This window comes from Glycomyces lechevalierae, assembly GCF_027622945.1.
GTDB classification, from domain to species: Bacteria; Actinomycetota; Actinomycetes; order Mycobacteriales; family Micromonosporaceae; genus Glycomyces; species Glycomyces rutgersensis.
This window is the reverse complement of record NZ_JAPZVQ010000002.1, coordinates 290,385-304,914: the sequence shown is the minus strand read 5'-3', so window position 1 is coordinate 304,914 and position 14,530 is coordinate 290,385. Positions and strand designations below refer to the sequence as shown.

At 62.8% G+C, this 14,530-nt stretch carries 15 protein-coding genes, 1 tRNA gene and 1 pseudogene; 11 read left to right on the top strand and 6 right to left on the bottom strand.

Features of this window, described 5'->3' with window-relative positions; all coding sequences use genetic code 11:
- Positions 1-37: 37 nt before the first annotated feature.
- On the bottom strand, positions 38-493 hold the full coding sequence (locus tag O2L01_RS05090) for a GatB/YqeY domain-containing protein (protein WP_270120790.1): 456 nt from the start codon (positions 491-493) through the stop codon (positions 38-40).
- Positions 494-517: 24 nt separating this feature from the next.
- Here O2L01_RS05090 and O2L01_RS05085 point away from each other — a divergent pair, with 24 nt between their 5' ends.
- The 6 genes from O2L01_RS05085 to O2L01_RS05060 all read left to right on the top strand — a co-directional run bounded on the left by O2L01_RS05085 (position 518) and on the right by O2L01_RS05060 (position 5,207).
- Positions 518-1,414, top strand: a complete 897-nt coding sequence (locus O2L01_RS05085) for a metallophosphoesterase (protein WP_270120789.1) — start codon at positions 518-520, stop codon at positions 1,412-1,414.
- A 136-nt stretch (positions 1,415-1,550) separates the two neighbouring features.
- Positions 1,551-1,624, top strand: a tRNA-Pro gene (locus O2L01_RS05080).
- Between the two features lie 343 nt (positions 1,625-1,967).
- Positions 1,968-2,930, top strand: coding sequence for an endonuclease domain-containing protein (locus O2L01_RS05075; RefSeq protein WP_270120788.1), 963 nt, complete (start codon positions 1,968-1,970; stop codon positions 2,928-2,930).
- A 349-nt stretch (positions 2,931-3,279) separates the two neighbouring features.
- Complete coding sequence (locus O2L01_RS05070) at positions 3,280-4,299, top strand: relaxase domain-containing protein (RefSeq protein ID WP_270120787.1); 1,020 nt, start codon at positions 3,280-3,282, stop codon at positions 4,297-4,299.
- Complete coding sequence (locus O2L01_RS05065) at positions 4,296-4,547, top strand: hypothetical protein (RefSeq protein WP_270120786.1); 252 nt, start codon at positions 4,296-4,298, stop codon at positions 4,545-4,547. The genes O2L01_RS05070 and O2L01_RS05065 overlap by 4 nt, the downstream gene beginning before the upstream one ends.
- 135 nt (positions 4,548-4,682) lie before the next feature.
- Positions 4,683-5,207 (top strand): hypothetical protein, encoded by a 525-nt coding sequence (locus O2L01_RS05060; protein WP_270120785.1) that lies wholly within the window; start codon positions 4,683-4,685, stop codon positions 5,205-5,207.
- Between the two features lie 282 nt (positions 5,208-5,489).
- On the opposite strand, the pseudogene O2L01_RS05055 reads toward O2L01_RS05060, so the two are convergent.
- The 5 genes and pseudogenes from O2L01_RS05055 to O2L01_RS05035 all read right to left on the bottom strand — a co-directional run bounded on the left by O2L01_RS05055 (position 5,490) and on the right by O2L01_RS05035 (position 10,044).
- Positions 5,490-6,271 (bottom strand): annotated as a pseudogene (locus O2L01_RS05055) (IS5 family transposase).
- 99 nt (positions 6,272-6,370) lie between these two features.
- Entirely contained in the window at positions 6,371-6,538 is a 168-nt protein-coding gene (locus tag O2L01_RS05050; RefSeq protein ID WP_270120784.1) for a hypothetical protein, read from the bottom strand.
- Positions 6,532-7,107 carry a class I SAM-dependent methyltransferase gene (locus tag O2L01_RS05045; RefSeq protein ID WP_270120783.1) on the bottom strand — a complete coding sequence of 192 codons (576 nt, stop codon included), beginning with the start codon at positions 7,105-7,107 and terminating at the stop codon, positions 6,532-6,534. The genes O2L01_RS05050 and O2L01_RS05045 overlap by 7 nt, the downstream gene beginning before the upstream one ends.
- A gap of 104 nt (positions 7,108-7,211) precedes the next feature.
- On the bottom strand, positions 7,212-8,303 hold the full coding sequence (locus O2L01_RS05040) for a DUF5677 domain-containing protein (RefSeq protein ID WP_270120782.1): 1,092 nt from the start codon (positions 8,301-8,303) through the stop codon (positions 7,212-7,214).
- A 289-nt stretch (positions 8,304-8,592) separates the two neighbouring features.
- Positions 8,593-10,044 carry a tyrosine-type recombinase/integrase gene (locus O2L01_RS05035; RefSeq protein WP_270120781.1) on the bottom strand — a complete coding sequence of 484 codons (1,452 nt, stop codon included), beginning with the start codon at positions 10,042-10,044 and terminating at the stop codon, positions 8,593-8,595.
- A 489-nt stretch (positions 10,045-10,533) separates the two neighbouring features.
- Here O2L01_RS05035 and O2L01_RS05030 point away from each other — a divergent pair, with 489 nt between their 5' ends.
- The 5 genes from O2L01_RS05030 to O2L01_RS05010 all read left to right on the top strand — a co-directional run bounded on the left by O2L01_RS05030 (position 10,534) and on the right by O2L01_RS05010 (position 14,443).
- Entirely contained in the window at positions 10,534-11,319 is a 786-nt protein-coding gene (locus O2L01_RS05030; protein ID WP_270120780.1) for a M23 family metallopeptidase, read from the top strand.
- Positions 11,320-11,484: 165 nt separating this feature from the next.
- Positions 11,485-11,655: a hypothetical protein gene (locus tag O2L01_RS05025; RefSeq protein ID WP_270120779.1), complete on the top strand. Its 171-nt coding sequence runs from the start codon at positions 11,485-11,487 to the stop codon at positions 11,653-11,655.
- A 93-nt stretch (positions 11,656-11,748) separates the two neighbouring features.
- Positions 11,749-13,005, top strand: a complete 1,257-nt coding sequence (locus O2L01_RS05020) for a sensor histidine kinase (protein ID WP_270120778.1) — start codon at positions 11,749-11,751, stop codon at positions 13,003-13,005.
- Positions 12,993-13,652, top strand: coding sequence for a response regulator transcription factor (locus tag O2L01_RS05015; RefSeq protein WP_270120777.1), 660 nt, complete (start codon positions 12,993-12,995; stop codon positions 13,650-13,652). Before O2L01_RS05020 ends, O2L01_RS05015 begins: the two co-directional genes overlap by 13 nt.
- The gene (locus tag O2L01_RS05010; protein ID WP_270120776.1) at positions 13,649-14,443 is read left to right on the top strand and encodes a DUF4097 family beta strand repeat-containing protein; all 795 of its coding nucleotides are present in this window, start codon (positions 13,649-13,651) and stop codon (positions 14,441-14,443) included. Before O2L01_RS05015 ends, O2L01_RS05010 begins: the two co-directional genes overlap by 4 nt.
- Positions 14,444-14,530: the final 87 nt, after the last annotated feature.

The window sequence follows — 14,530 nt, the reverse complement described above, 5'->3', positions numbered from 1 at the left end:
CAACGATAGCCGTGAAGGGCGACACGGCCCGGCTGCGCTACCCCGCGAGCTCCGCCTTCACGATCCCGGCGACGACCTTGCCGTCCGCGCGGCCCGCCGTCTTCGGCCCGATCGCCTTCATGACCTTGCCCATGTCCTTCGGACCGGCGAAACCGCCCTCACTGATCGCGTCCCGCACCAGTTGCGTGACTTCGGCCTCAGAGAGCTCGGTCGGGAGGTACCGCTTGATCACGGCCTCCTCCGCGAGCTCGGTTTCCGCCGACTCCTCGCGCCCGCCCGCACGGAATCCCTCAGCCGCTTCCCGGCGCTGCTTGGCCTGCTTGACCAGGACCTTCACGACCTCTGCGTCGTCCAGCTCGCGCGGCGTCCTGCCCGCGATCTCCTCGTTCCTGACCGCGGTGAGGACCATGCGCAGGGTGCCTAGCGTCACCTTGTCCTGCGCCTTGAGGGCAGCTCGCATATCGGTTTCCAACTGGGTCTTTAGCTCGCTCATATCTCGACAATCTACCGTTGGGGTATGAAGATCAGCCGTGGACTAGCCGCAGCAGCCGGGATCGGGGTCGGCGCCGGGGCGCTGGCACTCGCCTACGCCTCTCTTTACGAGCGCGTCCAGTACACGCTCCGCCACTTCGCGGTGCCCGCACTGCCCGAAGGCGCCGAGCCGATCCGGGTGCTGCACATCTCCGACCTGCACATGACGCCCGGACAGGTGCGCAAGGCCCACTGGGTCGCGTCCCTCTCCGCCCTCGATCCGGACCTGGTGCTGCTCACCGGCGACAACCTCGCCCACCCGGACGCGATCGACCTCGTGACCAAGACGCTCCGGCCGCTGTTCCGCGCGCCGGGCGCGTTCGTGTTCGGCTCCAACGACTACTACGCGCCGGTGTTCAAGAACCCGCTGCAGTACTTCAACCCGAACCACGAGCACAAGTACGGCGCGCCGCTGCCCACCGAGGAGCTGCGCAAGGTGCTCGTCGACGGCGGCTGGCTCGACCTGAACAACGCCGCCGCCGACAAGGTCGTCTCCGGGCTCAACGTCCACTTCGCGGGCGTCGACGACCCCCACTTCGACCTCGACGACTACGAGCTCGTCTCCGGGCCCGTCCCGGCGAGCGCCGACCTGTCGATCGGCCTCACCCACTCGCCCGAGCCGCGCGTGCTCGACGAGTTCGCCCGCGACGGCTACGACTTCGTGGCCGCCGGCCACACCCACGGCGGCCAGGTCTGCGTGCCCGGCTACGGCGCGCTCGTCACCAACTGCGGCATCGACCGCGAGCGGGTGAAAGGCCTCCACCCGTGGGAGGACACCTGGCTGCACGTCTCGGCCGGCCTCGGCACGAGCCCGTACGCGCCGGTGCGCTTCGCGTGCGCCCCGGAGGCCAGCCTCCTGACCTTCGTCCCGAAGGCCTTCTAAGGCCTCTCTGGACCGCGCGCTCCGGGCCCGAATGTGACCGGGCCCGGAGCGCCCCACCCCGTTCGACGGGTGGCGGCACCCTCAGGTAACATTTCCAATCGACGCGAACGCCCAGCGTGCGCGGAAAACAGAACATCGGGTTGTGGCGCAGCTTGGTAGCGCACCTCGTTCGGGACGAGGGGGTCGCAGGTTCAAATCCTGTCAACCCGACAGATGAAAATACAGCTCAGGCTCCGTCTACGACGGGGCCTGACTGGTTTCCAGCCCCGGCTGGCTAGCAGCTGGCTAGTGAAACGCAACGTCAGCTCGTGATCCTAGCCGCGCTTCACTAACGCCTTCAAGTGACATAGCTCACTAATCTGGCTGGGAGGTAGTTGTTCGCTGCTGCAAGGAAAGACGTTCGGTGAAGGCCTCCCATGCGTGTCTACTTCGACGGGCGGCCTTCGCGCTGGCCTGGGCGAAGCGATGAAGCCTGAGTGGGTTGGCCTTGTGTTGGGCGCGGACCCCGCCACGTCGTGAATGAGATGTCGGACCCATCAGATAGAACTTCGAGATGCCATATGACCAGTTTTACGACCTTGTAGTTGGTGAAACCACCCATGAGAAGGTCCGCGTGATCGTGGACTACGCCACGGGTAAGGGGCGCTCGAAAGCTCTTGGACGTGATGCGTTCATTGAGCTTCCCGTAGTTGTTCAGCTCCTCCAAGCATTGAAGGAGGGAACGGTCTCTGCTGCGGAAGCGAGTGGGGTTCTGGAGGAGCTAGCCCGGGAAGTTGCGCCGGAGCCTGGATTGTTTGATGGCTGCTGCTCCTCATGTGCCCACGGCTATGAGGGTTATCTTCGTGCTTGGGATGATTTCGACCGTTATTTTGCTAATCAGGAGCTTCTCGAGCAATCACGCATGGATTATGACATCGTGGTGACAAAGAATCGAATCCATGCGGCAGATTGCGGAGCGGCTAGAATCCACCTTCCTAGCCCTCCGTCCAGGCTCGCGGACTATACGCACGGTGGGTATCTCGGAGATCGTCCCGGTCCATATGTGCTCCTGATGTTCGGGGAACTTGACGGTTGGATCATTCGAAACACTGCAAAGAGCGGTCGACGCAAATTCTGCAAACTCTGTATTGCTCGAGTCCCTGGGGCACTTGCTCGAGAGGCGAATGCCACTCCAGCTTGCTGGGAATGGCCAGGTCAATCTCTTGGAAATCTCGAGCCTGATTCTTATGAGGCATTCAAGACGATAGCGACGTGGCAGGACGGCAGATGTGCAGTCTGTGGAGTGTATGCCGACCTTGTGCTCGATCATAATCACGGAAATGGTCTGGTGAGAGGCTGGATATGCCGAAGTTGCAACTCTCGCGAGGGAAGTCCTCATGATAATAGTGAAGTGATGAAAAATTTTAGGACAAGGAACCCTGCATCAATTTTGGGAATTAGAATATCCTTCTTCCTCGTGAAGGATCATCAGCTTCGCGAATCAAAGAAAATTCATCGAAATCGAGAAGATTCTTGATTTTGAATCGTGAGGCACAGGAAATTTGGATTCAGAAAGTCTCTGACTTTAGCTAGGCAAATAAATGAGATTTGAGCCTAGGAAACTAATCCTGAAACCACTCTAAGTAGGGCGCGCGAGGACTGGGATGGTGAACTTCTTTGGCCGCCACCTTCGATCGCAAGCGAACCAGACCCTGAATATATTCCTGAACTTCCATCGGCTTCAGCTTAATTTCGGAAGCGACTGATGAGAGGGGGTCCGTTCTTGGCGGAGCTGTTGAAGGACCTTGGTAAGAAGAAGTGAATCTTCAGACACCTTCATGCCTTCGGGTTCGCCTCTCTTGTAACCGAGCTGCGAGAAGCAGGCCGTGGCCGGATACGACCTTGTGTTCGCGCCAGTGAAGTCGGCGGCGATGCTGTGGGGCCTCCACTCCTCGCGAGACGTGCGGGCGCAGGTGAAGTGGGCGCACGACGCCGCTGTCGCCGAGGCGATGAAGTACCTGGAGCAGCATGCGGCGTTCACGCGGGTCGGGGCCGGCGGCCCCGCCCAAGTCGATTCCCGGGGTCTGGCGGCTCTGGCCGGACGGATCGGAACGCTCCTGATGACTGAATACGTGCTCAGAGCCGAACTGGCTCTCCCCGAAGGGCACCCGGACCTGAACCCGTTGGAGAACGTAGGCGCGACCACTCTGATCGACACGACCCTGGACCGTGTCGGTGGAGCCGAGACCGAGGACGGCGAATCGATCGACCTGGTCCGGCACTGGGTCGGCGGCCACCCTCAAGGAGCACTGCTGCTCTTCGTGATCGACGCTCCGACCCCGGAAGACGCCGAGGGCGGAGCTGAAGCGATCCTCTATGAGGTCCTTGAGGAGAACGAGCCGCTGGAAGACTGGCAGGTGACCAAGTGCGAGGTCAACCTGAACGAGGAAGAGTTCAAGCAGAAGCTTGCGAACCCAGGCACAGACCCTGAACGCTCCGAGTCGCGGCCGCAACCGCCGAGTGACGACAGCCAGGACATGGCATCGGAACGTGACCGGTGGGTTGAGCAGTTCCGGACCGACGCGAAGCAGTTGCGTGCCTTCAATATCGCTAAACTTTCAGACGACACGATCACTGCTGAGTCTGCTGCTGGGGCCCTGATCTGGTGCACCAGCCTCGTCCTAGAAGATCTGTTCCAGGGCCTTGAGGAGCTGAGCGAATCAGGCGGTACTGCAGAGGACGCTGATGACACGGTCCTTTGGCAGTTGCCTGAGCGATTCCGCGAGCACTACACCGCGCTGTTCGTGAAGCACATGATCACCGCGGCGGTCACCGTCTCGAACCGACTCGCCCAAGATGAGTGGCAGCCTCCCTCTGCGTCGGCGAGGCGCTGGCGCTCCACATGATCATCGAGACCGCAGAGGGGATGCTCGAGGACAACGCGGGCATCGAGACCGAGGACATCTACGGAGAACTCAAGGAACGGGCCTTCAGCAACCTCGATCACGAGTGGCTGTACGCTGCCCCTGGCGACGTCGAGAACGAAGCATCCCTACGGAACTGGCTGAGCATCCACGGCCTGGACGTCGAAAAGTGGTTCGACAAGGGGGCGGGTACCGTCGTCCACCCGCATCCCTTTCTCCTGGACGGTTGATGGAAGGGCTCGCCTGCGGATGTCTACTCGGCTTACAAGCCGAGCTTGTGTTAGTAGGTCTGTCAGACGCGATGGGCTGCACTACTATCAACCCGGCTAGACTGTAAACCGCAGGCGTAGCTAGAAGGAGGCGAGATGGAAGTTGACGAGCCGGTCACCTCCTTGCGCCTCGATGCTGTCTCCATCTCCGGAATGATCCAGGCTGCAAGCCGTATCAACCGAGATACCGCCGCTGATCTTGATTTTGTTCTTTACGCCCCGACTGGGTCGGGCAAGTCGCGGGTGTTCGTAGAACTTGTCGACGAGTGGAACCAAATCTTCCGCTTGCCTTCCGGGGACGACAAGCGTTCGCGGGTCAGGACAGCCTTTGAGGCGATTCAATCCGCGTCCACGGTAGAATCCCGCCGATCAGCAGCTAGAGCATTTCTTGCGGCGCTGTCCGACTTGATTTGTGATCTTCGGATCCTTCTAGCGCGAATTCTGATGATTCTCCTTTCCCTGTTGATGGGGAGACAAGGTAGCGCGAGTAGCGCGCCCGTCTGGAAGATTCATCCGCTTAAGATATATCCTCAGGTCACTCCCAGAGGGTCGAACTATTCCTTCCCCGTGCTCGTTCGCCGGGGTAGCCATGAAGGCAGTTCGCTAGGGGCGTCGTTTTAGCTGCCTAATTGGCTCCCGATCGTTCTAGGTCGGAAGGTACATTGGCCGTGCTTACATTGCCGGATTCGGTTCCGTGGGGCGTTGCCGTGCTAGTCATTATCATTCTGCTGCTTCGGGGTCTTCTTGTGGCACTGGTACGTGCCATATGGCCGCAGGAATCGCAGCATCGTAAGGAGTTGTTGCAGGAGAGGCAGCGTGCCCGCGAGCGCGGGCGAAAAGGTCGGTGAAGGAAAGACCTGCGGTGAGAATGTCGGAGTAGGCCTGTTTGACCAAGAGCTTGTCTCAGTTGGCGAGTTCGAGTTTCTTGTAGCAGGTGATGGCTGCTGCGAGGGCGAGGAATGCGGCGAAGAGGTGGGCGTGGCGTTCGTATCGCAAGGTGAGACGGCAGTAGCCGCCGAGCCAGGCGATGGTGCGTTCAACGGCCCAGCGGTGTCGACCCAGCCGGGCTGAGGACTCGATGCCGCGGCGCGCGATGCGATCGCCGATCCGCTGCTCGCGCAGTGCCCGGTGGCAGTCGGGGACGTCATAGGCCTTGTCAGCGTGGAGCTTCGCAGGTTTGCGGCAGCGCGGCCCGCGACGGGACCGGATCTTCGGGATGCCCTGAACAAGCGGCTCCAGGGCCTGCGAGTCATGAAGGTTCGCCGCTGACACGGCCAGAGCCAATGGCAGTCCGTTCGGTGAGGACGTGGATCTTGCTGCCCGCCTTACCGCGATCGACCGGGTTTGGGCCGGTCAGTGATCCCCCTTTTTAGCGCGCAAGCTCGCCGGTTCAACGATCGCCCGAGACCAGTCGATGTCGCCGTTGGTGCCAAGTCGGTCGAGGACCGCCCGGTGGACCTTGGCCCACAGACCGGCCTCGGACCACTCGGTGAAGCGTCGGTGCGCGGGGGCAGATACCGCCAAGCGCAACCCGTGGTCAGCACGAAAACGATCGCGCAGAGCACCGCTCGGTCATCAGCTCGGGCGATCCCACCGCCCTGGACACGCTTCGGTGCGACCAGGATCAGCGGTTCGACGATCTCCCACAGTCCATCGGGCACAAGGCGCTTGGCGAACTCATCCACAGCCGAGTGATATCACACCCATTGCAAAGTGAGCCCGAATCTCCGCGGCGGCACTGAGCCTGGCTCTGAGAGGCACCCTTGCAATCAGAACATACGCCGTCAACCGGCGATCTCGTTCGCGTCCAAGCGGACACGGATGACGATGAACGGCGGTAGTCCGGCACGTCGGGGCTGCTCGGCGACCACGCTCGCATCGGGGACGGGCTCTGCCATCGCCTCAAGGGCGAAGCCGTGTCCGATGAAGGCGGTGACATAGGTGCTCAGCATCCGATGCTGGTTCCCGGCACGACGCACTCCCTGCGGGTTGGGTGAACGCCAGAAGCCTTCGGTCGCATAGTCACCGACCACGCGACGGGGTGAGCTCGCCTGGGCCGTCCAGCTCGCGCCGGGCGCTTCGAAGCACGGATGCGGGATGGTGAAGACGACCTGCCTCCGACCACCAGCACCCGACGGATTGCCTGGATCGCGGCGCTCAGATCGGGAACGTTGTTCAGCGACAGGCCTGCGATCACCCAGTCGGTGGATCCTGGCGGAACCGTAGCGAGGGTGCAGCCGTCGTCTACGGCGTACTCCGCACCAGCCTGGTGCGCGGCCTCGGCGGCCAGTGCATGCTCGATCATGCGCTGGGCCGGATCGATACCCAGGGCCTTCGCTCCCCGCTCGGCGGCCGCGCGCGTCAGCAGGCCCTCACCGCAGCCCACGTCGACTACCCGCTTGCCGTCCAGGTTCGCTGGAAGATGTTTGAGGAGTATGTCTCGGGCGAATTCATGCATTGCCGAGCCGGCATGCAGCCGCTCGGCGTACCAGTCAGCGATCTCGTCCCAGGCGTCAACCATCGGGCCGAGCCTACTGGTTCAGGATCAGCGACGCAGTACCGGCGTATGCCCGCAGCAACGGCCAGCACTAACTCCGCCGTGGAACTCACCAACTGAGACAAGCTCTAAAGATCACTGATTTCACGAATTAGATCTTCGTGCAGCTCATCCAATATCCCAAGAGGTACGACCTCGCGCAAGCAAGCAAGTAGAGCAGTAGCTGCCCTAGAGGCATTATCCACTGAAACGGCAAGCAATATGCTCATTACATGGATAATGTTCCTCACGGCTTCATTCTCTATACGTTCAGGTCCTGAGTTGAATGGGTATCGTCGATCAAATTTGACATTGTTAATTGTTGCAAATGGGCCGGAATGAATTCCGTAGTTTCCTGTCAAGTAGATCCCCTTGATGGAGAAATTAGTGATAAGCTCATCTAGGTCAGAGAAGTGTATTCGCCCCTTCTTCTCCGGAAGCAACGGCTTTGCCCATTCATATGGGCGCTTGATGCTATCGCCATATTTTTGAATTCCCCAGCGAACCTGCTCTTCGGTTTCTTGTCGGTCGCTCTCTGAATAATCGTGAATCAAGATTGATTCTGGATGATCCAACGCATTCAGCTCCGCAAGGTGTTCAAAGGCCGCGTACGCCTGATAACGTTCGGCGATCTCGGGACCACCTCTGCCAATTACTGCAAGGATTACCACGGTCTCGTACATTGTGCGTTGTCGCGCAAACGTACCCTCAAGGAAGCCACTCTTCAGAAGAGTGACTGTTTCCGAAGATAGTGTACAAATGCGGCCCTGCATAGAAAGTAGCATGAGCAACTTTAGTGTATTTCCTTGCACCATGTTGCTTCCGTCATCAGAGCGAACATATTTGATCACTTCATCACTCGTGCTGAAGGCATCCAAGAGCCGCCTATTAATGAGTTCGGCGCACGCTATAAGCGACTCCGCACGTTCAAATACTATTGCGTTCTCTTGAAGGGTTGCTTTGGAAATTCTGGCGGAGTCCTCGGTCCTTGAGATCCGGATGGATTTCACCCCGGCATCGATCTCTTTGGAAAGCTCGGGGCAAATACTGCGAACCTCGGGTAGCAACTGTTTGAAGATTTCGTCTCTTATTTCGTCAATAGGACGATCTGGATCTTCTTCCGCCAATTTGGAGATTCCATCGTTAATGAAATCGAGAATCCGATCGTCATCACTTCGCATTAGGCACCTCCATCGCCGATCGGGTAATGATAGTTTGAAGGGCTTGCGCAAGCAACACCTTAAGATGCCATCGGTTAAGTCTGTGATATATGAGGCATGAGAGTCTATTGTTGATATTGTCATATTTTGTGACAGGAGTGACCGGATCTATGTCTGAATATGAACCCTTGATCGGATCAAATATCGGTCATGTTCATGCGCCATGCTCTGCAAAATAGGGGCGCCTTCTGCTGTATTTTGCTGCAGTACAACGGATTCAGCAGGAGGCATCGCCAGGTCTCAAAGCGGCCTACCCGACGATCTTCGCGAGTTTTGACTGGATTTCAGTTAGTTGAGCGAGGAGTTGCTGGGCGCCCTCTTCGCTGCTGGTCGACGTGTCAGCTCTCTTCACATCGTTTCCACTGGGTTGCTTGGGGATGCTTCGATAGCGGACGGCTTCGAAGGCGTCCAGGGCAGTTTGGTCGGCGTTGTCGAGGGTGTGGAGGTAGCGCTCCGTGGTTGTAATGCTGGCGTGGCCGAGGCGGGTCTTCACCACCATGAGGTCGGCGCCGCCGTTGAGCAGCCATGAGGCGTGGGCGTGGCGGAGCATGTGCATGCGGATGTCGATGTCGAGTTCTGCCTTTGCCAGGGCGGGCTTGATGACGTTCTCGCGGAACCAGCGTCGAGGGATGTGGCCGTCCGTCTCCCAGTTGCGGGCCTGGCGGGGGTCGTCCTTGCCCTGTTCTCGGCGGGAGGCTCGGTAGTCTGCCATTGTGCGGCGGCAGTGCTCACAGCGGCACTTCCCGGCCGTGTACGCGCTCATGGTGCCGTGTTGGTAGGTGCGACCCTTGTCGTTCGGTTCGGTGGAGCCGAGTTCGGTAGGCGTTGGTGTCGCCATCTTCTGGGGTCGGGCTTCATCTTGAAAGGCGAACAGCAAGTCGCTCTTGGCGATCCGCTGGTCGGTTACAAATGCGTTGATCCTGTCGCACAGGCGCGGGCCGATCTTGAACGCCCGCCACTCGCCGTTCTTCGGGTAGTCCTTGACATGGAAGCGCCAGCCGGTCGGGTGGAACTTCTTGTTGATCTGGACCACCGCTCGCGCGACGGTGAGCGTGCGGGTCTTCGAGTCAATGTCCTTGGGGCGCAGTTCGGTCAGCTCTCCCCAGCGCACGCCGGTCTCGATCGCGACCTCGACAAGTAGCCGGGACTGCTCGTCAGGGAGGGCGTCGTGGAACTGCTGGTACTGCTCGGGGGTAATGATCGGCAGCGGCTTCGGCGCGACCTTCTCCATCTTCACTGAAGCGCACGGGTTCACAGCGATGACCTCGTCTGCGACCGCGCAGTTGAAGATGGTCGAGAGCAGGATCTTGCAGTACTTCCGGCTGTGTGCGCTCATGCCGGCGTCCTTGAGGCCCCGGAGCCAGGCGCGGACGTCGTCGGCGTAGACGTCGAGCATCCGCTTGTGCTCGAAGAAGCCCATGAGGTGGGCGTAGAGGGCGTAGGTGTAGTTCTCCCTGGTGGTCACCTCGACCGCGAGGTTCGGGAGCCAGCGCTCCTCCGTGTACTTCCGGAACGTCTGGCGGCCCCGGACGAGGTGGCTGCCGCGGGACTCGGCGACCTTCGTCTCGGCGGCCTTCCACTCCTGGTCGGCGCGCTTCTTGGTGGGGAAGGCTCCGGCGGAGCGGTAGACTCCGCCGGGGTCTTTGTACATGGCGGTGTAGCGGTAGCTGTCGCGCCGCTTGCGCTTGATCGAATAGCCCACTGGGGGTGGCCCTTCTCGTGTTGGTTAGTAGATGGCTAGCAGACGAGACATCACTAACCGGTACGGTTCAGCACTCCAGGACACTCGAAAATACCTCATGACCTGGACGTTAACCGGGTTCCCAGGCTCAGCCAAGCTTTCTGCAAATACGACAGAACGCGGTTCGGGACGAGGGGGTCGCAGGTTCAAATCCTGTCAACCCGACAGATGGAAATACAGCTCAGGGCCGGTCTCCCAACTTCGGGATTCCGGCCCTGACTGTGTCCACCCTGGACTCCCAGGCCACTGGCCTGCGGCGCCGGGTCGGATGTTCCGGCGGCGCGCGGCCGATGTGGCGTGGCCTACCAGGCGTGGGAACGATCTCAGCCTTTCGGGTGAGGATGACCTGACCCAGCGTGCATTCCGGTCCTGAAAGGGGCCCAAATGAGGTGTAGTATCAACCGGTTTTTGGTGAAATGCACAAATTGCCCCATGTAGGTTTCCATCGCTATGGGGACACCTGACGAAACCACTGAATCCGGGGCCGGCGCACTGGCGGCCCGCCGCATTCGAGCACTGATCCGGCGGGCCGGCGCACTGGCGGCCCACCGCACCCGAGCACTGATCCGGCGCGCCCGGATGAGTCGCGAGCGCTACAGCTGGCGTTTCGTGAACATCGGCCTCGCCACCGCCATTCTCGTCGGCTCGGGGCTCGCCGCGATTTCCGGCCAGAACGCCACCGCGCAGGCCGCGGAGAAGCAGAACGACACCGTCGTCCAGGCGGACTGGCGGGTCGACACCGTGCTCGCCGACATGTCCGCAGCCGCCGAGAAGGCAGCCGCCGACCAGGCCGCAGCCAAAGCCGCCGCAGCCGCCGCCGCGGCCGAAAAGGCACGACTCGCGGCCCTGCCGTGGACACTGCCCTCGGACGCGCGCATCACCTCGTACTTCGGGATGCGCGACGGCCGCCTGCACGGGGGCACCGACTTCGGTGAATTCGAAGGCGAGGACATCTGGGCGGCCGGAGACGGCACCGTGTCCTACGTCGGCTACGAAGAGGGCGGCTACGGCAACGTTGTCTACATCGACCACGGCGACGGCATCCAGACCCGCTACGGCCACGCCTCCAAGATCCTCGTCGACGAGGGCGACAAGGTCTCCAAGGGCGACACCATCATGCTCGCCGGCGACACCGGCCGCTCGAACGGCCCGCACCTGCACTTCGAAGTCCTGATCGACGGCGAGAAGGTCGACTCCCTCAAGTGGCTCGAGGAGCAGGGCCTCAACCCGGGCTGATGCGCCACTCCAGACAACTGCAATCCCCATAAAAGAAAAGCGGCGGCCCCGGGGTTCATTCTCCCCGGGGCCGCCGTCCTGCCGTGCGCGGAACCGCTTGGGGCGGAGGAAAAGTCGCGCGAGAGGATCGCGTCGCTCACCGGTGTCTCACCCGATGCCGCAGGGATGCAAGCCGAGAACGAGACGGTCGAAGGCCGGGAACGCGCGGCGATCGAGCATGACGGCTGCTTCCAGTGGCTGTTGTCGACCTTGACGGCAATCGGGTTGACCTTCAACGGTGAAGACGGCCTGATCGAACAGATCAAGCAGGTCTACGACTCACTGAGCATCGCTTGATGCAGGCCCCTGGGCGGGGTGGAGAAAAGTTCACCGTGAAGTCGGGCGCCAGGGGCAATGTGGTGCCGTGGCCGCGAATCTACTGTTCAAGGCATGGATATTTCAGCGGCGCCGATCCCCTGGCGCAGAGCTCCGCGGGACGCGGTGCGGGTCTTGTGGGCGGGGGAGACCTGGCGGTCTCTCATGCATCTGGTCACCGGGGCGGTGGTCGGCGTCGTCGGCGGGACCGCGATCGCCGCGCTCGTGGCGACCGGGATCGGCGGGCTGTTCACGATCGTGCTGCCGGTCATCGCGGCGGGGACGCTGCTGGTGGTGAACGGCCTGCTGACGGCGGTGCAGCGCAGCCGGCACAGTGCGTTCCTCGACGCCGAGTGGCCGGAGGGGGCGTTCACGCCGCCGGTGACGTTCGCGCCGCGGGCACTGCTGGCGATCGTGAAGAGCCCGCGGACGTGGCGGCAGTTCTCGTACCACGTGATCGCGGGGTTCTACGGGTTCTTCGCGGCGGCGCTGGCGGTCTCGGCGTGGACGATGGGGCCGGCGATGATCTTCGCGCCGCTGTTGGGCCGCGCGGCCGGCTTGGAGCCGCGGCACTGGATCCTGTGCGGTGCAGGCGTGGTCGTGACGTTCGCGGCACCGTGGATCACGAGGGGTCTGGCCGCGCTCGACGCGCTGCTGGCGCGGCTCCTCTTGGGCACCAGCCGGACTGAGGCCCTCGAGATGCGGGTGACCGATCTCGCCGCGAGCCGTGACTCTACTGTGGATGCTGCTGACGCGGAGCGCCGGCGGATCGAGCGGGACCTCCATGACGGTGCGCAGCAGCGGCTCACCTCGCTCGCGATGAACCTCGGGATCGCCCGGGCCACCCTCAACGACCTGCCGGAGGAGGGCGCCCGCGCCATCGCGGAGGCGCATGAGGAGGCCAAGCAGGTCCTCACCGACCTGCGCGACCTCGTACGCGGTCTCCACCCGGCCGTGCTCGAGGACCGGGGTCTGGACGCGGCGCTGTCCGCGGTCGCCGCCCGCTCGCCGATCCCGGTGCGGCTGCGGGTCGGCATGGGCCGGCGCGTCGCCCGCGACGTGGAGGCTGTGGCGTACTTCGTGGTCTCCGAGGCACTGACCAATGTGGCCCGTCACGCCGAGGCCGCGAACGCCGCCGTGGAAGTCGATCTCGAAGGGGACGAGCTCCGCCTGCGCATCGCCGACAACGGCCGCGGCGGCGCGGATCCCCAGGGCGGCACGGGACTCCAGGGCCTGGCCGACCGGGTCCGCTCGGTCGACGGGACCTTCCGCATCACCAGCCCCCTCGGGGGCCCCACGGTTATCGAAGTGGAGCTGCCATGCGCGTCGTGATCGCCGAGGACTCGGTCCTGCTGCGGGAGGGCCTGGCCCGCCTCATGGAGGTCGGCGGCATCGAGGTCGTCGACACCGTGGGTGACGCCGAGGCGCTGCTGCGCTCGGTCGAGCGCGACCTCCCCGACCTGGTGGTGGCGGACGTTCGGATGCCGCCCGACCAGAGCGACGAGGGCGTGCGCGCCGCGCTGGTGCTGCGCCGCCGCTACCCCGACCTCGCGATCCTCATGCTCTCCCAGTACGTCGAGGAGCGGTACGCGGTCGAGCTCCTCACCGGGCAGATGCGCGGCATCGGCTACCTCCTCAAGGACCGCGTCGCCGATGTGGCCGAGTTCCTGGACTCGCTGCGCCGCGTCGCCGACCGCGGCACCGCGCTCGACCCGGAAGTGGTCTCACAGCTCCTGGTGCGCCGCAACGGCAGCGAGCTCGACCGTCTCACCCCGCGGGAACGGGAGGTGTTGTCGCACATGGCGGAAGGCCGCTCGAACGCCGGCATCGCCCAGGTCCTCGTCTTGAGCGAGGGCGCGGTCAGCAAGCACATCAACTCGATCTTCACCAAGCTCGGGCTTCCGCCCACCGACAGCGGCAACCGCCGCGTGCTCGCCATTCTCAAGTTCCTGCAAGGCAACACGAAGGACCGGTCATGATCGACACCCCCGAGAAGCAGACCACCGCCCCGCAGCCCTCCGAACCCCGCCCCGCCCGCACCGCCTGGTGGATCGTCGGCATCGCCACCACCGGCGTCGTGCTCCTGTTCGCCTTGGCCGTCACCGGCGTCTGGATCTGGTCCATCGCCTCGCCCGAGAAGACCGAGACGCACACCGAGACGTTCACGCAGTCCACCGCGGGCGTCGACGTCGCCGTCGAGATCGGCCTCATCGAACTGAACGCCTCCACCGACGGCTCGCTCGTCGTCGACCGCGAGACCCGTTGGCGCGGCCAGAAGCCCGAGTCCCACGAGTCGTGGAACGACGACACGTTCACGGTCGACGGCGAATGCGACGACCGCCTTTTCGTCTTCTCGGGCGACGACTGCGAGATCGACTACACGATCGCCTTGCCCAGCGGCGCCGCCGCGAGGGCCGAGAACTCGGTCGGCGACGTGGTCATGAACGGCATCGACGGCGCGATCGACGTCCAGACCAGCATCGGCGGCATCGAGGGCGAGAACCTGCGGGCCAGTGAGACCAGGGTCGAGTCCAGTGTCGGCTCGATCGACCTGGAGTACGCGGAGGTACGCGGCGACATCACCGTCATCGCTAGCACGGGCGACGTCGAGATCGCCGTCCCCGACGACGGCACCACCTATGACGTGGTGTTCCAGTCGGACGTCGGCAGCGAGGACATCGACATCGCCACCGACCCGTCCATCCGCGCCGACTACACCATCCGGGTGGAGAGCAGCGTCGGCGACCTGACCGTCCGCTACGTCGACTGACCCCGCTCCCGCCGTCCGCGACCGGTCTCCGGTCGCGGACGGTTCCGGGGCCGGGGGCGGCGCCCCCGCGAAGAGGCGCGGCAGCCC